The sequence below is a fragment of the Yoonia sp. genome (assembly GCF_014859355.1).
Classification (GTDB): Bacteria; Pseudomonadota; Alphaproteobacteria; order Rhodobacterales; family Rhodobacteraceae; genus Yoonia.
Map to the genome: position 1 here is coordinate 15,407 of NZ_JACUUJ010000009.1, position 16,393 is coordinate 31,799.

The 16,393-nt window shown below is 58.1% G+C and carries 16 protein-coding genes; 9 read left to right on the forward strand and 7 right to left on the reverse strand.

What is annotated here, in order from left to right; all coding sequences use genetic code 11:
* Window positions 1-35: 35 nt before the first annotated feature.
* The 5 genes from IBX59_RS05190 to pyrC all read right to left on the reverse strand — a co-directional run bounded on the left by IBX59_RS05190 (window position 36) and on the right by pyrC (window position 5,116).
* Window positions 36-473, reverse strand: a complete 438-nt coding sequence (locus IBX59_RS05190) for a paraquat-inducible protein A (protein WP_296373116.1) — start codon at window positions 471-473, stop codon at window positions 36-38.
* Window positions 474-1,511 (reverse strand): alanine racemase, encoded by a 1,038-nt coding sequence (gene alr / locus IBX59_RS05195; RefSeq protein ID WP_296373118.1) that lies wholly within the window; start codon window positions 1,509-1,511, stop codon window positions 474-476.
* A gap of 91 nt (window positions 1,512-1,602) precedes the next feature.
* Entirely contained in the window at window positions 1,603-3,090 is a 1,488-nt protein-coding gene (locus IBX59_RS05200) for a replicative DNA helicase (protein ID WP_296373120.1), read from the reverse strand.
* A 225-nt stretch (window positions 3,091-3,315) separates the two neighbouring features.
* Entirely contained in the window at window positions 3,316-3,984 is a 669-nt protein-coding gene (locus tag IBX59_RS05205; protein ID WP_296373122.1) for an orotate phosphoribosyltransferase, read from the reverse strand.
* A 79-nt stretch (window positions 3,985-4,063) separates the two neighbouring features.
* Window positions 4,064-5,116: a dihydroorotase gene (gene pyrC / locus IBX59_RS05210; protein ID WP_296373124.1), complete on the reverse strand. Its 1,053-nt coding sequence runs from the start codon at window positions 5,114-5,116 to the stop codon at window positions 4,064-4,066.
* Between the two features lie 127 nt (window positions 5,117-5,243).
* On the opposite strand from pyrC, the gene IBX59_RS05215 reads away from it, so the two are divergent.
* Together IBX59_RS05215 and IBX59_RS05220 are read left to right on the forward strand one after the other, a co-directional pair.
* A complete protein-coding gene (locus tag IBX59_RS05215; protein ID WP_296373126.1) occupies window positions 5,244-5,531 on the forward strand; it encodes a hypothetical protein in 288 nt (95 codons plus the stop codon).
* A gap of 96 nt (window positions 5,532-5,627) precedes the next feature.
* Window positions 5,628-5,849, forward strand: a complete 222-nt coding sequence (locus tag IBX59_RS05220) for a hypothetical protein (protein ID WP_296373128.1) — start codon at window positions 5,628-5,630, stop codon at window positions 5,847-5,849.
* Here the strand turns inward: IBX59_RS05220 and IBX59_RS05225 are convergent.
* The gene (locus IBX59_RS05225) at window positions 5,846-6,775 is read right to left on the reverse strand and encodes a phosphoadenosine phosphosulfate reductase (RefSeq protein ID WP_296373129.1); all 930 of its coding nucleotides are present in this window, start codon (window positions 6,773-6,775) and stop codon (window positions 5,846-5,848) included. The two genes, IBX59_RS05220 and IBX59_RS05225, sit on opposite strands and share 4 nt — an antisense overlap.
* Window positions 6,776-6,884: 109 nt before the next feature.
* Complete coding sequence (locus IBX59_RS05230) at window positions 6,885-8,108, reverse strand: acyl-CoA dehydrogenase (protein WP_296373131.1); 1,224 nt, start codon at window positions 8,106-8,108, stop codon at window positions 6,885-6,887.
* A 112-nt stretch (window positions 8,109-8,220) separates the two neighbouring features.
* Between IBX59_RS05230 and IBX59_RS05235 the strand changes: the two genes are divergently transcribed.
* From IBX59_RS05235 to IBX59_RS05265, 7 genes are all read left to right on the forward strand, one after another.
* Window positions 8,221-9,126, forward strand: a complete 906-nt coding sequence (locus IBX59_RS05235) for a MoxR family ATPase (RefSeq protein WP_296373133.1) — start codon at window positions 8,221-8,223, stop codon at window positions 9,124-9,126.
* Window positions 9,127-9,195: 69 nt separating this feature from the next.
* Window positions 9,196-10,461 (forward strand): VWA domain-containing protein, encoded by a 1,266-nt coding sequence (locus IBX59_RS05240; RefSeq protein ID WP_296373135.1) that lies wholly within the window; start codon window positions 9,196-9,198, stop codon window positions 10,459-10,461.
* Complete coding sequence (locus tag IBX59_RS05245; protein ID WP_296373137.1) at window positions 10,458-11,420, forward strand: XdhC family protein; 963 nt, start codon at window positions 10,458-10,460, stop codon at window positions 11,418-11,420. The genes IBX59_RS05240 and IBX59_RS05245 overlap by 4 nt, the downstream gene beginning before the upstream one ends.
* Window positions 11,417-12,403, forward strand: a complete 987-nt coding sequence (locus IBX59_RS05250) for a molybdopterin-binding protein (RefSeq protein ID WP_296373139.1) — start codon at window positions 11,417-11,419, stop codon at window positions 12,401-12,403. Before IBX59_RS05245 ends, IBX59_RS05250 begins: the two co-directional genes overlap by 4 nt.
* A 135-nt stretch (window positions 12,404-12,538) precedes the next feature.
* Window positions 12,539-13,024 (forward strand): (2Fe-2S)-binding protein, encoded by a 486-nt coding sequence (locus IBX59_RS05255; RefSeq protein ID WP_296373141.1) that lies wholly within the window; start codon window positions 12,539-12,541, stop codon window positions 13,022-13,024.
* Window positions 13,025-13,114: 90 nt separating this feature from the next.
* Window positions 13,115-15,481: a xanthine dehydrogenase family protein molybdopterin-binding subunit gene (locus IBX59_RS05260; protein WP_296373144.1), complete on the forward strand. Its 2,367-nt coding sequence runs from the start codon at window positions 13,115-13,117 to the stop codon at window positions 15,479-15,481.
* Window positions 15,482-15,580: 99 nt separating this feature from the next.
* A complete protein-coding gene (locus IBX59_RS05265; protein WP_296373146.1) occupies window positions 15,581-16,369 on the forward strand; it encodes a xanthine dehydrogenase family protein subunit M in 789 nt (262 codons plus the stop codon).
* Window positions 16,370-16,393: the final 24 nt, after the last annotated feature.

The following is a 16,393-nucleotide window of genomic DNA, read 5'->3' on the forward strand; positions in this document are numbered from 1 at the left end:
GTGATCTTGCGCAATGGTGCGTGCAAGCGCGCACCCTACGTCCGCTTTGCCGTCAGGGTTGAAATGACGATGGATGCAAGGATGCACCCCGTGAACAAATAAAGCCCCCAGGCTGTTTCGATCTTCCCCACGCCAATCCCTTTGACAGCCACGATATAAAGCGCGACCAGAAACACATCGGCCATCGCCAGCTTGCCCAGCCACGCCAGCACCGGCAGCACCTTGCGCCGCATCATGTTAAAGTGGATTAACGCCAGACCGATGGTTTTCAGATAAGGCGCAAATAGCGCAAAGAATGTTACGAGAAGCGCAAGCGCCACATCGCTGTCCCACAAGGTCTGAATACCGGAAATCACGCTGATTTCGCGCAGCCCGAACAGCGGCAGAAACCCCGCGCGCAACAAGGGGGCAAACCAGGCGATGGGAAACAGGATCAACAACATCAAGTTGGCGACCCGCAGAACCCGCAGCATCTATTTGCCGTAGGTCTTGCGGGTGTAGCGCGCGCCAAGCTGGGTCAGCACTTCGTAACCAATGGTCTTGGCGGCACTGGCCAGATCGTCCACGCTTTGCTGCGGTCCGATCAAGGTCAGCTTGTCCGGGGTTTCGTCAAGGTCGGTGATGTCGATTGTCAGCAAATCCATCGACACCCGCCCAACCAGCGGACAAGGGGTGTTGCCATGGAATAACGTCGCCTTATCCGACAGGATGCGGAAAATGCCATCGGCATAACCGCCCGACACCGTGGCCAGCCGTGTGGCGCGTTCGGCCTGCCAGCTGTTGGCATAGCCCACCACCTCGCCCGCAGCGACATCGCGAACCTGCACAATAGGCAGGTCGAGTTCGACCACGGGTGTTGCATCGGTAAACGGCAATCCGCCATAAAGCCCGATACCGGGGCGGGTCAGATCGAAATGATATTCCGATCCCAGCAGAATACCGCCCGTCGCGGCCAGCGAACGCGGCACGCTGATCCCGTCTGTCAGTTGTTTGAAAATATCCAGCTGATGCGGATTCATCGGGTGGTCGGGTTCATCGGCGCAGGCCAGATGCGACATCACCAGCGTGGGGTTTTGCGACAACACCAGTTCGGCCACGGCGGCCCATTCCTGCGGTTCCATCCCCAGCCGGTTCATGCCGGTATCAAGCTGGATGCCAAAGGGGTGGCCGGGAAGGGTTTCAAAATGCCGCGTCATCTGTTCGACCGAATTCAGCATCGGTGTCAGGCGTAATTCGCGGATCAGGTCGGTGTCGCCCTTCATATGCCCCGAAAACACATTGATATCCGGTTTGTCGCCCAATTCCGCACGGATCGGCGCCGCTTCTTCCGCGACGGCGATAAAGAACTGCCGCACGCCCGCCTTGAACAGGGCCTTGGCGACATTGGCCGACCCGAGGCCATAGCCATTGGCCTTGACCACGGCTGCCGTCTTGCATGTGGTCATGCCGTCAAGTGCGCGCCAATTGGCGACGACGGCGTCAAGGTCGATGTTCAGGCGTCCGGTGCTCATGGCGCATCTTTTGGCAGGCCGCGCGCATTGCGGCAAGTGCTGAAAACCAACATCGGTCAAATCCGGCAGATCGCGGCCTCGGGCAGCGCCGTCAGAACTGTGAATCTTCGCCTTGCTGCCACGGTTTGATCAGATTGCCAAAGCGGGTAAATTCGGATGTAAACGACAGTTCGACCGTGCCGATCGGGCCGTGGCGCTGTTTGCCGATGATGACCTCGGCCTTGCCATGCAGGCTCGACATCTTGTCTTGCCATGCAGCCATGGCTTCGATGTTGGAATCGTCCGGCTTTTCGCGCTCGACGTAATATTCGCCCCGATAAACGAACATCACGACATCGGAATCCTGCTCGATTGAACCGGATTCGCGCAGGTCCGACAATTGCGGGCGCTTGTCTTCGCGGCTTTCGACCTGCCGTGACAACTGTGACAAGGCAATCACAGGAATGTTGAGTTCTTTGGCAATGGCCTTCAACCCCATCGAAATTTCGCCAATTTCCTGGACCCGGTTGTCGGATGTGCCGCGCACCAGTTGCAGGTAATCCACGATCAGCAGATCCAGCCCATGCGTCCGTTTCAGCCGCCTTGCCCTTGCAGCAAGCTGCGAAATCGGGATCGCTGCGGTGTCATCGATGAACAGCGGACATGATTCCAACTTTTTGGCGGCATCGACAAAACGGCGGAATTCGCCTTCGGTCATATCGCCCTGCCGGATCTTGTGCGAGGAAATTTCAGAGGCTTCCGCCAAAATCCGCCCGGCCAGCTGTTCGGCGCTCATTTCCAGTGAAAAGAACCCTACCACGCCACCGTCTACAGCACCTTCGGTGCCATCAGCCAGCCTCCCGCGCTGATACGCCTTGGCGACATTATACGCAATATTGGTGGCCAGCGATGTTTTCCCCATTGAGGGCCGCCCGGCCAGAATCAACAGATCGGATTTGTGCAAACCACCCAGTTTCTTGTCGATGTCGACAAGGCCGGTGGAAATACCCGCCAGCCCCCCCTCACGCTGATAAGCAGAGTTGGCAACATTCACCGCTTCTGTCACAGCGCGCAGAAAGCTTTGAAAGCCCTGATCGGTGGTGCCCTGTTCGGCCAGCGCATAAAGCGCCTGTTCCGCCTCGACGATCTGTTCCTTTGGTTCGCTGTCGATGTCGACTTTTGCGGCCTTGTCTGCGATATTTCGCCCCAGCTGGATCAACTCGCGGCGCGTCGCCAGATCATAAATCATCTGCGCATAGTCGCGTGCGGCAAACGCAGAAATCGCAGCCCCCGCCAGACGCGCCAGATAGGGCGGTCCGCCCAGTTCCTTCAGCCCCTCGTCGTCTTCCAAAAAGGTCTTGAGCGTCACCGGGCTGGCCAGCATGTTTTTGGCAATGCGGCTGGCGGCGGTTTCAAAGATGCGTGCATGCACCGGGTCATAAAAATGCTTGGGGCCAATGATGCTGGCCACCCTGTCGAAAATGTCATTGTTGGTCAGGATTGCGCCCAAAAGCTGCTGTTCCGCCTCGATGGAATGCGGCATCAGGTCCGCTGCGTCCTGCTCAACCCCGGTCGCGTTGAATGTCGTGACTTCGTTCATCATTCTACCTCAACTGCTCTGCCGCGGCTCATAACAGGATCTGCCCGAACAGCACATCTGGAAATGATCGGGGATAACCTGCGGGATAACCGTGTGGATAACATCAGATCATGGAAAACCCTACTGTATTGAGTAGTCGTTTCAGACCGTTCTGCCATATTTAGGCAGGTTATCTGATTCTACCTGAGCTGCCTTCGCAGACCTGTGAAAAAGATTTGTCCGCTCTTACCCCGGTGTCCAGCCTGCCGGATCGCGCAGATAGGTTTCGACCGTGTCCAGCGTGCCCGCATCGAACGCGCCGCGCGCCTTGGCCTCGGCCAGCACATCCCACCATGTGCACAGGTGGATCAGTTGCACGCCGTGATCGGCCAGCGTCTGTTCCACACCGTCGAAAATACCATAGAAAAAGATCACAGCGGTGGCGGAACAGGTCGCCCCTGTCTCGCGGATCGCATCGACAAACGACAGCTTTGATCCCCCGTCGGTGGTCAGATCCTCGACCAGCAGCACCCGCTGCCCTTCGGTCATCACACCCTCGATCCGGGCGTTGCGGCCATAACCCTTGGGCTTTTTGCGCACATAGGTCATGGGCAGCGCCAGACGTTCGGCCACAAGCGCGGCAAAGGGAATGCCTGCCGTTTCACCGCCCGCGACATTGTCAAAGGCTTCGAATCCGGCTTCGCGCATGATGCTGACGGCCATGAAATCCATCAGCGTGGCACGGATACGCGGATAGGAAATCAGCTTGCGGCAATCCACATAGGTGGGCGCCTGCTTGCCCGATGCATGGGTGAATGGCTGGGCTGCGTTGAAATCAATTGCGCCGATCTCGATCAACATGCCAGCGGTCAGACGGGCCATTTCGGCCTTGTCTGGAAAAGAGGTGGGGATCATCGTGCTTACCTATTTCTTATTTGTCGTTCAAATATTCCCGCCGGCGGCCAGATCAAATTTTGCAAAATTTGATCGCCCGTCACGACACCACACGCCAGTGCAGGTCGAAACCGGGGTCAAAGACCGTGACCGGGCCGTCATCGGTGGCGATTTGCGCGGGGTAAACGACAGGGGTGCCTTTTTCCAGTGTGATTGTCGCTTCATTCGGGGGCAAGCCGTAAAATTCCGGCCCGTTCAAAGATGCAAAAGCTTCCAGCTTTTTCAACTTTCCCGCGACTTCGAATACTTCAGCCAGACAGGACATAGTATTGGGCGCAGTAAAAATTCCCGCACAACCGCAGCGTTGCAGCTTGGCCGGGTCGGTGTGCGGCGCGCTGTCGGTGCCAAGAAAAAACCGCTTATCCCCCGATATGGCCGCCTGCACCAGCGCGATGCGGTGGGTTTCGCGTTTGGCGACCGGCAGGCAGTAATAATGCGGTTTGATCCCGCCGGCCAGAATATGATTCCGGTTGATGATCAGGTGATGGGTCGTGATCGTCGCGGCAAGGTTCTTGTGACTGTCGCGAACATAATCCACTGCATTCTGCGTGGTGACATGTTCCATCACGATCTTCAGATCAGGCACTTTTTTGCGAAGTGGTTTCAGCACCTTGTCAATAAAAACGGCCTCGCGGTCAAAAATGTCGATGCTGCTGTCTGTGACCTCGCCATGCACACATAGCGGCATGCCGATCTCTGCCATTGCCTCTAGCACCGGGCGCACCTTGTCAAAGTCGCGCACACCGGATGCCGAATTTGTCGTCGCCCCCGCCGGATAAAGTTTCACCGCCGTGGCAATGCCATCGGCATGGGCACGCCGCACATCGGCAGGGTCGGTGTCTTCGGTCAAATACAGCGTCATGAGTGGGGTGAAATCCGCGCCCGCTGGCAATGCGGCCAGAATCCGGTTGCGATAGGCCCGCGCATGTTCGGCGGTCACCACGGGTGGCACGAGGTTTGGCATGATGATGGCGCGCCCGAAATGCCGGGTGGTTTCAGGCAAGACCGCTCGTAACATTGCGCCATCGCGCAGATGCAAGTGCCAGTCATCGGGGCGCCGGAGTGTCAGGCTGGTGATATCTTTGTCGATCATGCACGATGAATTACACTGTCGGGCGCTGCGTGGCCATAGTGTCTTGGCATTGTCCTTGCAGATCGTTGGTTCAGCACCAATATCATCGGCAGAACCACTGCTTGTCCCTTTGAACCGGAGCCAGCCGATGCTTGGATTTTTCGTTGCCGTCATCGCGGGTTATATGACGCCCCAGATCACTGAAAAACTGGCCGATCCGGTCATCAGGACAGTGGCGCGCTACATCACCATCGCGCCAGCCGAACGCCCGTTGGTGGGTTGGTTTCTTGCCCTGCTGGCGGCCGGGGTTGCGGCCGAACTGTTGGAAAGCGGGTCGCCCTTCTGGGTGGTTTTTGGCGGTGTGCTGGGCTATTTTGGCAAACGCATCGTTGCGGCTGCGCAGAAGTTTATCAACACAGGATCCAATAAATATTAGCCATGCATTCGCCGCATCGCGGGAATGCAGCATTGGCGGTTTTTAGGTCAGTTTATATGACTTATCCTGCGGATACAGGATTACAGGAGTTGACCCATGGCCATCGTCACCACGCCGACCACAACAACAGCACTGACTGGTATTCTATCCGCTTTCGCCACGCGTCTGATCGGGTGGTGCGATCGTGTGATGGCGGCGCAATGCCGAACAGATATTGTGACACGACTGCAAAACAGCAGCGATGCGGACCTGGCCCGTTTGGGTATTACGCGTTCGGATATCGTTCGAGACGTTTATCGCGACAGATTTTACATTTAGAGGGGCGGAATATCCGATAAATCCCGTAACTTTTGTGCGAAAAACGGGTTCTGCCCGCGTTGGAGCATATATTCGCAGAGCAATCGTGCCAGATCGTGATGATTGGTGTTGATCAACTGCGTGACCAGCGCCCGCGCATAGGTCTGATCATAGCGGCGCGCACGCAGCAATTGGCTAAAACGTCGGGGGTCCAGCCCGCCCTGCATCGCAAGTTTGATGATGACGTCATGAATGCCGAACCGGTCGAGCGCGACATCCGGCTGCGCGCCCAAAAGCGGAGCTGGCAGCATGGCCACATGCGGCTTTCTGAATAAAGCGGCATGTGCGGCATCCAACCGTTGAAGCGGGTCAAAAATCACGAAAACAGCCTTGGCGGCATCAATCATCTCGGGGGCATAACCGAAACGGTCGTTGAAATCGGTCATCCGCTGCGCCTTATAGCGCGGATCCCACCCGGCGACCTGCGCGTCCAGCGTGGCTTGGGGGCGAATTGCAATCACCGATGCACCGGGGGCAGCCACACTATAGGCTGCGGCCGCATAGCCGCCGCCATCGGCCCCATGAAAGATGACATTTTCGAAATCCTCAAAAAAGGCGTCATCAATCATGCGGTCAAAAAAGTCATAGATGGCCCGATCCCGGAACCAGCTTTCTTCAAGAGAGATCAACGCGAGATGCGACCACCCTTCTTCGCGGGCATAGGAAAAGCCGCGCGGCTCGGCATTGGCGTTGTGTGCACGAATGCGCTGCGCGTTTTCAAATGTCACCAGCAATTTGTTGCCAGATTCAATGAAACCCGCAAAATGCGTGGTGCCTAATTGTTCAAAAAAACCAAGTTCGTCGCACAGCTCGTCGATTTCGCCAAGCCAAGCGTTCGTTTCAAGGTCAATCAGATTCGACTTAATCGCTAACAGCAGATCTTGCATAACTCGTTACTCCGGCCGGAAAAACACACACTTCCGGATTTTTAACGTAGATAGACAAGATTTATGGCAAAATTTGGGTCATTTAGCCCTGTATTGTTACATTATACGATCAAAAGAACGCCTGAAGCCCGGTTTGTGCACGCCCAAGAATAAGTGCATGTACATCATGCGTGCCTTCATAGGTATTCACCGTTTCCAGATTAACCATGTGCCGCATGATCTGGAAATCTTCGCTGATTCCATTGCCGCCGTGCATGTCGCGCGATGCGCGCGCAATGTCCAGCGCCTTGCCACAATTGTTACGCTTGAGCAGGCTGATCATTTCAGGGGCGGCGCGCCCTGCCTCCATCAGGCGGCCAAGCTGCAAAACGCTTTGGGTGCCAAGCGCAATCTCTGTCTGCATATCTGCCAGTTTTTTCTGGAATAACTGCGTTTGCGCCAAGGGCTTGCCAAATTGCTTGCGGTCCAGTCCATAGGTGCGCGCGGCGTGCCAGCACGCCTCTGCCGCGCCCATGACCCCCCATGCAATGCCGTAACGTGCCCGGTTCAAACAACCAAACGGCCCTTTCAGCCCCTGCACGCCGGGCAGCAGCGCGTCTTCGCCCACGGCGACACCATCCATGACGATTTCACCGGTGACCGAGGCGCGCAACGACAGTTTTCCACCGATTTTCGGCGCGCTTAGCCCCGCCATGCCTTTTTCCAGCACAAAGCCGCGGATCTTGCCGCCGTGCGCTTCGGATTTGGCCCAGACCACAAAGACATCGGCGATGGGCGCATTGCTGATCCACATTTTCGATCCGTTCAGCACATAGCCGTCAGTGGTCTTTTTCGCGGTGGTTTTCATGCCGGCGGGGTCACTGCCTGCATCCGGCTCGGTCAATCCGAAACAGCCGATCAACTTGCCCGCCGCCAGCCCGGGCAGATATTTCGCACGCTGCGCGTCAGATCCGTAAGCATTGATCGGATACATTACCAGCGACGATTGCACCGACATCATCGACCGGTATCCACTGTCAACGCGCTCGATCTCGCGCGCGACAAGGCCGTAGGTGACATAACCGGCCCCCAGCCCGCCGAATTTTTCAGGTACCGTGATGCCAAGCAACCCGGCTTCGCCCATTTGTGCAAAAATTGAAGGGTCAACGATGGCGTCGCGGTATGCATCCTTGATCTTGGGTTGCAACACATCTTGTGCGAATGTGCGTGCCGCATCGCGCAGCATGCGTTCATCTTCGGTCAGCTGGTCCTCTAAGCGCAGGGGATCGGCCCAATCGAATGGCCCCAGATCAGGACCAAAACCCGTGGCTGTGTGTGGTGTTGAATCAGTCATTGCGCACCCTTCGTCATTTTCTCGGCACGCTAGGGCTTTGCGTGTGAAGTGGCAATGCACGGCTTGACGTCGCGCGCTCAGGATGCAGCTATGCAAACCAAGGGAGGCAGATATGGCATTTGCAGACATCGACGATGTGCAGGCGGCGTTGGCCGCGCAGAACTATGTATGTAGCCGGGCGCTGGCAACGGTGGTTTTCCTCAGTTTGCGTCTGGGGCGTCCGCTGTTTCTTGAAGGCGAAGCGGGCACTGGCAAAACAGAAATTGCCAAGGCGATTGCCGCAGCGTTGGGGCGGCGGCTGATCCGGCTGCAATGCTACGAAGGTCTGGATTCGGCCAGTGCTGTCTATGAATGGAACTTCGCCGAACAAATGATCGCGATTCGCACTGCAGAGGCGGCAGGTGGCGCCGATCGTGACGTGTTGAAAACCGAACTTTTCACCGAAGAATACCTGATCGAACGCCCGCTGCTGCAAGCCATGCGCCCGCAATCCGGTGGCGCGCCCGTGTTGCTGATCGACGAGGTGGACCGCACCGATGCCCCGTTCGAGGCTTTCCTGCTGGAAGCCTTATCTGATTTTCAGGTCACGATCCCGGAACTGGGCACCATCAAGGCCCCCACGCCACCTATCGTGATCCTGACGTCAAACCGCACACGCGAGGTGCATGACGCGCTCAAACGCCGTTGTTTGTATCACTGGGTCGATTATCCCGATTTTGCCCGGGAAATAGAAATTCTGCGCGCCCGCGCACCCGAAGCATCCGAGGCGCTGTCGCGTGAAATCGTAGCTTTTGTGCAAAAAATGCGCGGTGAAGATCTGTTCAAAAAACCAGGCGTTGCCGAAACCATCGACTGGGCCAAATGCCTGCTGGCGCTGGATGTGATCCATCTTTCCCCCGAGGTGATTGCCGATACTTTGGGCGCCATCCTGAAATATCAGGATGACATCCAGAAACTCGAAGGCTCCGAAGCCAAACGCATCCTTGATGAAGCCAAGGCCGGTCTGGACACGGCGTGATGCTTCTTTTGTTCAAAAATACCTCACAGGGGTCCGGGGATGTGAAATCCCCGGTCAGACGGGGCAATGATGGCTGACATGCCGCCACTGGCACTGCCGGATAACCCTCAATTGGCGCAAAACATCGTGCATTTTGCGCGGGCGTTACGCCGTGCCGGTCTGCCAATTGGCCCGGGGCGGGTGATTGATGCCATTCGTGCGGTGCAGGCTGCGGGTTTCACCCATAGGGCCGATTTTTACTGGACGCTGCACACTTGTTTCGTGTCAAAACCCGAAGAACGGCTGCTGTTTGGGCAATTGTTCCGGCTTTACTGGCGCGATCCGCGCTATCTGGAACAGATGATGTCGTTGCTGTCCCCCATGGTGCGCGGCACACAAGAGGAACGATTGGCGCAACCGGCTGAAAAACGCGCAGCCCAGGCGCTGCTGGATGACCAGTTGCCCGATCTTCCGGCATCGGCTGATACCGATCAGCAAACCGAGATCGAAATCGACGCCGCGCGGACGATGTCCACGCAAGAACGGTTACGGACACTTGATTTCGAACAGATGAGCCTGGCCGAAATGGCCGTGGCAAAACGGATGCTGGCCGCGTTGCACCTGCCGGTTCCGCCGATCGTCAGCCGCCGTACGCAAGCGCGCGCGGGCGATTTGCCCGACTGGCGCGGCACCATGCGCGCGGCCATGCGGCGTGGTGGCGAAGTCACGGATTTTGCAACCAAACGCCGCCGCATCCGGTATCCGAACCTTGTCATCCTTTGTGATATTTCCGGGTCTATGTCACAGTATTCGCGCGCTGTGCTGCATTTTGTGCACAGTGTCGCCAACCGCGAAGGTCAAGGCTGGGCGCAGGTGCATGCCTTTACTTTTGGCACCCGCTTGACAAACATCACGCGGCATTTGCGCACCCGCGACGTTGATGCCGCCCTTGCCGCTGCGGGGGCCGAGGCGCAGGATTGGGAAGGTGGCACCCGGATTGCTGCCTGCCTGCATGATTTCAACCGCGACTGGTCGCGCCGTGTCATGGGGCAGGGGGCGGTTGTGCTACTGATTACCGATGGACTGGACCGGGACAAGGATGCTGATCTGGGGCGCGAAATGGAAAGGCTGAAACTGTCGGCGCGGCAACTGATCTGGCTGAACCCGCTGTTGCGCTGGGACGGGTTTGCACCCAAGGCGCGCGGCATCATGCAGATGTTGCCCCATTGCAGCAGTTTTCGTGCGGGGCATAATATTGCATCGCTGGAAGGCTTGGCGCAGGCATTGGCGCGCCCTGACGACAGCGGACAAAAGGCGCGATTGATGGCAATGATGAGCCAGGAGAGCAAACAATGACGGATATCCCGGAACTGGCGCTTGCGTGGCATCATGCCGGCAGAAAGGTCGCGCTGGCCACTGTTGTGCAGACATGGGGATCGGCGCCGCGCCCTGTGGGCAGCCAATTGGTCATCGACAGTGATGGCACGATGCAAGGGTCGGTGTCGGGCGGCTGTGTCGAAGGGGCCGTGATCATGGAGGCGCTTGACGCGCTGGAAGACGGCAAGCCGCGCGTGCTTGCGTTTGGCGTCAGCGACGACACGGCTTTTGCCGTGGGTCTTGCCTGCGGGGGGCAGATCAAAGTGCTGGTTGAACCGGTCGGCAGTGCCCTGCCTGCGTCTGTTTTGGCGCAGCTTGTTGCGGCACGCGGCAGGGCAGAACCTGTGGCCTATGTCACCGATCTGGAAACCGGCGGCCCGCATCTGGCCACGGCTGACAACTATCCAGAGCGTTTCCGCCTTGACCAGTCGGGGATCGCAGAGGACGGGCGGACCTTCGTCGCCGTGCATAATCCACCCTTGCGCATGATCATCGTGGGGGCGGTGCATATCGCGCAGCCATTGGTCGCCATTGCGCGCGCCTGTGGCTACGCGCCCACGCTGATCGACCCGCGCGCCGCTTTTGGATCGCAAGACCGCTTTCCTGGTGAAACGATCCTGGGCGATTGGCCCGATGCCGCTTTGGCCACGCTGAAACCGGATGCCCGAACAGCCGTCGTGACGCTGACGCATGACCCTAAACTTGATGATCCCGCCATCATGGCGGCCTTGCGGTCTGAAATGTTTTATCTGGGCTGTCTGGGATCAAAGCGGACTCATGCCAAAAGGGTGGCGCGGTTGCAGGCCGCGGGGTTCTCGGATGCAGAGATTGCGCGGATTCATGCGCCCGTGGGGTTGGATATTGGCGGGCGCCATCCGGCCGAAATTGCCGTCAGCATCATGGCGCAGGTGACCCAGACCCTGCGCAAACACATATGAAATTCGGGCCTGTTCCTGTCGCCGAAGCGCTGGGCGCGGTGTTGGCGCATTCCGTTCAGGTGGCGGATGGCCGTTTGCGCAAGGGGGTCACAATCGGCCCAAAGGAATTGGCGCGCTTGATGGTCAGCGGACATGCGCAGGTCATCGTGGCGCGGTTGGAACCGGGTGATCTGCACGAAAACGACGCGGCAGCGCAACTGGCCAAGGCCGTGGCCGGGCCGGGGTTGCGGTTGACAAAGGCGGCAACGGGGCGGGTCAATATCATTGCGACCGGTCCCGGCATCGCGTGCATCGCCGTCGAGGCGATCAATGCGGTGAATGCTGTCAACCCGATGATCACTGTCGCCACCGTGCCGCCGCACCACAGGGTTGATTGCGGCGGCATGGTCGCAACGATCAAGATCATCTCATATGCCGTGCCCGCCGATGACCTGCAAAAGGCTTGCGCTATCGGGTCTGACCTGCTGGCGCTGGCCTGTCCCATCCATCGCAGCGCCACATTGATCGAAACACGGCTGGCGCCTATGCCTGCGGCCAAGGGCCGCGCCGCGATTCAGGCTAGGCTTGACCGGTTGGGCCTCAGCTTGACGCCGCCGGTGATCGTCGATCACACTGCCAGCGCACTGGCGCGCGCCATCACCGACAGCCCCGGCGACCTGGTGTTGATCCTGACGGCATCGGCGACATCCGACTCTGATGATGTCGGGCCAGCCGCGTTGCGGATGGCGGGTGGCAGGCTGGTTCAGTTTGGCATGCCTGTCGACCCGGGAAACCTTCTTTTCTTGGGGAAAGCGGGGCATCGTCCGGTCATTGGCCTGCCCGGCTGTGCCCGCTCCGCGGCGCTCAATGGTGCCGATTGGGTGATGGAGCGGGTAATCTGCGGGATCGATTTGTCACCTGCGGACTTTGCGGTGATGGGGGTGGGCGGTTTGCTAAAGGAAATTCCCCAACGACCGCAACCACGCAGCAGCATTGGCGACTGACCTTCATCGCGCGGGCGGCGGCCCGGACCCTGCAGAAAACCGGTTATGCTGCGACTGCAGCGAAAGTTTGCTGTTCTCATGGGGAAAAAGCCGTGATTTACTCTGACCGAAGAAGCGCGCTTTCGGGAGGAATGCATGACAAAGGTAACGATGACGGTGAACGGAAAAGCAGTGTCCGGTGATGTCGAAGGACGGACGCTGCTGGTGGATTTTCTGCGCAGCGATCTGCGGCTGACGGGCACCCATGTGGGGTGCGATACCAGCCAATGCGGCGCCTGCGTGGTGCATGTTGATGGAAAGGCCGTGAAATCCTGCACGATGTTCGCAATAGAGGCGGACGGGGCCGAGGTGGCGACCATCGAAGGCCAGGCGAATGCAGACGGGTCGCTGAATGTCATCCAGCAGGCGTTTCAAGACCATCACGGGTTGCAGTGCGGTTTTTGCACGCCGGGCATGGTGATGTCTGCGGCGGCCTTGCTCAAAGAGAATCCCACCCCCTCTGAGGCTGAAATCAGAGAGTATCTGGAGGGTAATATCTGCCGTTGCACGGGCTATCACAACATTGTCAAGGCGATCATGGCAGCATCTGGTCAGGATGTTGAGGTTATCGCCGCCGAGTGATTTTGCTGGCTGCAAGTTGGGGCAAACCGCGGCTTGCACATCCGTTACAAGACAAGGTGGGCCTGTCCCGCCGCCAAGGGAGGAAATTCAATGCCGAAAGATACAGGAATAGGTGCCAGCACCAAGCGCCGTGAGGATGTGCGCTTTTTGACTGGCCGCGGAAAATACACAGACGATATCCAGACCTATGGGGAATGTGCGGCGGTATTTGCGCGTTCGACAGTCGCCAACGGGGTGATCAAATCCATCGACACCAGCGCCGCCGCTGCAATGCCGGGTGTTCTGGCCGTGTTCACGGGTGAAGATTTTGCCGACGTGGGGGGCAACCCCGCAGGCTGGCTGATCAACAGCCGCAATGGCGAACCGATGAAAGAACCCAAGCGCCCGGTTCTGGCACATGGCAAGGTGCGCCATGTCGGTGACGCTTATGCCGCCGTGATCGCCGAAACAGTGCAACAGGCACGAGATGCGGTCGAGGCGATCACAGTTGACATTGAAGAATTGCCAGCCCTCATCAACATGAAAGACGCGCTGGCTGCTGATCATTATGTGCATGATGAAATCGGGACAAACCAGTGTTTTGACTGGGGCTGGATCGAAGACAACCGCGCCGCCACTGATGAAGCGATCAGGAACGCGCATCACGTCACCACGCTGGAACTGGTCAACAACCGTCTGGTGCCCAATGCTATGGAACCGCGTTGTTCGATCGGGCATTACAACCCCGGCACCGATGAATACATGTTGCACACCACCAGCCAAAACCCGCATTTGACGCGCCTGCTGATCAGCGCCTTCGTGATGGGGATTCCCGAAAACAAACTGACGGTGATCGCCCCCGATGTGGGCGGTGGTTTCGGATCAAAAATCTATCACTATGGCGAAGAGGCACTGGTGCTTGCTGCGGCGAAAAAGCTGGGGCGCAGCGTCAAATGGACGGCCGAGCGGACGGAATCGTTCCTGACCGATGCGCACGGCCGCGATCATGTCACGAAGATCGAACTCGCGCTGGACGCAGACGGCAAGTTTTTGGCGTTTCGCACTGAAACACTGGCCAATGTCGGCGCATATCTTTCGAATTTTTCGACAGCAACGCCGACCTTCCTGCATGGCACGCTGATGGCGGGGAACTATACGGTTCCGCTGGTCTATGTGAACGTCAAAGCGGTGTTTACCAACACCGCGCCGGTTGATGCCTATCGCGGGGCTGGGCGGCCCGAGGCAACGTATTCCATCGAACGCGTCATCGACAAGGCCGCCCGCGAACTGGGGATGGATCCGATTGCGCTACGGCGGAAGAATTTTGTCAAACCGGACCAGTATCCTTTCACCTCGGCAGCGGGGCTGGAATATGACAGCGGCAACTATGATGCGCTGATGGACCAGATGGAAAAGATTGCAGATGTGGCAGGCTTTGCGGAACGTCGCAAAGCATCAGAGGCCAAGGGCCTGCTGCGCGGCTTTGGCGTGAATGCCTATATCGAAGCCTGCGGCATCGCGCCGTCAAATCTTGTTGGGGTGCTGGGCAGCCGGGTTGGCCTTTATGATGCGGCGACAGTGCGCGTGAACGCCACCGGCAACCTGTCTGTCATGGTTGGCGCGCATAGCCATGGTCAGGGGCATGAAACGGTGTTTCCACAGGTTGTCGCGGAAATGCTGGGAATTGATCCGCAAAGCATCGACATCGTGCATGGCGATACGTCAAAAATTCCCTTTGGCATGGGCACCTATGGATCGCGGTCATTGGCGGTTTGCGGATCAGCCGTGGTGCGTGCAACCGAAAAGATCATCGCCAAAGCCAAGAAAATTGCCGCGCATATGCTGGAAGCCGCCGACACGGATATCGAATTGAAAGACGGGGTGTTCAGCGTTGCTGGCACCGATAAATCCGTCAGTTTCGGCGAAGTTGCGTTAAAGGCCTACATCCCGCACAATTTCCCCCTGGAGGACCTGGAGCCAGGATTGGAGGAAACCGCCTTTTATGACCCAGCCAATTTCACCTATCCGTCCGGGGCCTATTGCTGCGAGGTCGAAGTGGACCCCGAAACCGGCAAAGTCCGCGTTGACCGGATGACGGCCGTTGATGATTTTGGCAATGTCATCAACCCGATGGTAGTCACTGGGCAGGTCCATGGTGGCTTGGGTCAGGGGATTGGTCAGGCCTTGGTGGAAAGCACGACCTATGATGAAAACGGTCAGCTCTTGTCTGCCAGTTACATGGATTACACCATGCCACGGGCGGATGATCTTCCGTTTTATACGGTTGATCACAGCAAGGGAAACCCCTGCACGCATAACCCGTTGGGTGTGAAAGGTTGCGGCGAGGCCGGTGCGATCGGGTCACCACCCACGGTTGTGAACGCGGTGATCGACGCGCTGCAATCGGGTGGCATGAACGTCACGCATATTGACATGCCAATGACCCCGCACCGCGTCTGGTCTGCGATGCAGGGCTGATTTGAGCCGGCGGGACCGGGGGCCAGCCCCCGGACCCCCGAGGTATTTTTGAACAAAAGAAGGGCCAAGGTGCCTCTTTTGTCGAAGGAAGGACAAACGATGTATGCTTTCGAGATTGAACGACCCGCCACGATTGCCGACGCTGTGGCCGCTTTGCAAGGCGACGATGCGCAGGCGCTGGGCGGCGGGCAAACGCTGATACCCACGCTGAAAGCGCGGCTGGCCATGCCGGCGAAACTGGTCAGCCTGTCCGGGATTGGCGAAATGCAGGGGGTTTGCCATAGCGATGATGGTGCGCTTTGCATTGGCGGGGCGACCACGCATGCGACAGTGGCAACCGAAGCGGCGGCGCATTATCCCGCTTTGGCGGCACTGGCGGCGCATATCGGCGATCCTGCAGTGCGCAACCGTGGCACGATCGGCGGATCGCTTGCAAACAATGATCCGTCTGCCTGTTATCCGGCTGCGGCGCTTGGGTCGGGTGCGGTCATCATCACCAATACACGCAGCATTCCGGCAGATGATTATTTTCAAGGTATGTTCACCACTGCACTAGAGGACGGCGAAGTCATCACCGAGGTGCGTTTGCCTGTGCCAGAGACCGCCAACTATCAAAAATTTGTCCAGCCGGCGTCTCGTTTTGCCTTGGTGGGGGTCTTTGTTGCCAAATTCCCGGATGGTGTCCGTGTGGCGGTGACCGGTGCCTCTGAAAATGGCGTGTTCCGCTGGACCGAGGCAGAGGCGGCGCTGTCAGCTGATTTTTCTGCGGGGGCACTTGCAGGGTTGGGCGTTAGCCCAGACGGGATGATCGCGGATTTACACGGGTCGTCTGCCTATCGTGCGCATCTTGTCGCTGTCATGACAAAGCGGGCGGTGAACGCCTGTTAGCCATAAAAAAGGCCCTCACGCGCA

Bases quoted from the DNA above. Each gene is read 5' to 3' on its own strand.
- IBX59_RS05190 (WP_296373116.1), bottom strand. From the start codon at position 473: ATGCTGCGGGTTCTGCGGGTCGCCAACTTGATGTTGTTGATCCTGTTT.
- alr (WP_296373118.1), bottom strand. From the start codon at position 1,511: ATGAGCACCGGACGCCTGAACATCGACCTTGACGCCGTCGTCGCCAAT.
- IBX59_RS05200 (WP_296373120.1), bottom strand. From the start codon at position 3,090: ATGAACGAAGTCACGACATTCAACGCGACCGGGGTTGAGCAGGACGCA.
- IBX59_RS05205 (WP_296373122.1), bottom strand. From the start codon at position 3,984: ATGATCCCCACCTCTTTTCCAGACAAGGCCGAAATGGCCCGTCTGACC.
- pyrC (WP_296373124.1), bottom strand. From the start codon at position 5,116: ATGATCGACAAAGATATCACCAGCCTGACACTCCGGCGCCCCGATGAC.
- IBX59_RS05215 (WP_296373126.1), top strand. From the start codon at position 5,244: ATGCTTGGATTTTTCGTTGCCGTCATCGCGGGTTATATGACGCCCCAG.
- IBX59_RS05220 (WP_296373128.1), top strand. From the start codon at position 5,628: ATGGCCATCGTCACCACGCCGACCACAACAACAGCACTGACTGGTATT.
- IBX59_RS05225 (WP_296373129.1), bottom strand. From the start codon at position 6,775: ATGCAAGATCTGCTGTTAGCGATTAAGTCGAATCTGATTGACCTTGAA.
- IBX59_RS05230 (WP_296373131.1), bottom strand. From the start codon at position 8,108: ATGACTGATTCAACACCACACACAGCCACGGGTTTTGGTCCTGATCTG.
- IBX59_RS05235 (WP_296373133.1), top strand. From the start codon at position 8,221: ATGGCATTTGCAGACATCGACGATGTGCAGGCGGCGTTGGCCGCGCAG.
- IBX59_RS05240 (WP_296373135.1), top strand. From the start codon at position 9,196: ATGGCTGACATGCCGCCACTGGCACTGCCGGATAACCCTCAATTGGCG.
- IBX59_RS05245 (WP_296373137.1), top strand. From the start codon at position 10,458: ATGACGGATATCCCGGAACTGGCGCTTGCGTGGCATCATGCCGGCAGA.
- IBX59_RS05250 (WP_296373139.1), top strand. From the start codon at position 11,417: ATGAAATTCGGGCCTGTTCCTGTCGCCGAAGCGCTGGGCGCGGTGTTG.
- IBX59_RS05255 (WP_296373141.1), top strand. From the start codon at position 12,539: ATGACAAAGGTAACGATGACGGTGAACGGAAAAGCAGTGTCCGGTGAT.
- IBX59_RS05260 (WP_296373144.1), top strand. From the start codon at position 13,115: ATGCCGAAAGATACAGGAATAGGTGCCAGCACCAAGCGCCGTGAGGAT.
- IBX59_RS05265 (WP_296373146.1), top strand. From the start codon at position 15,581: ATGTATGCTTTCGAGATTGAACGACCCGCCACGATTGCCGACGCTGTG.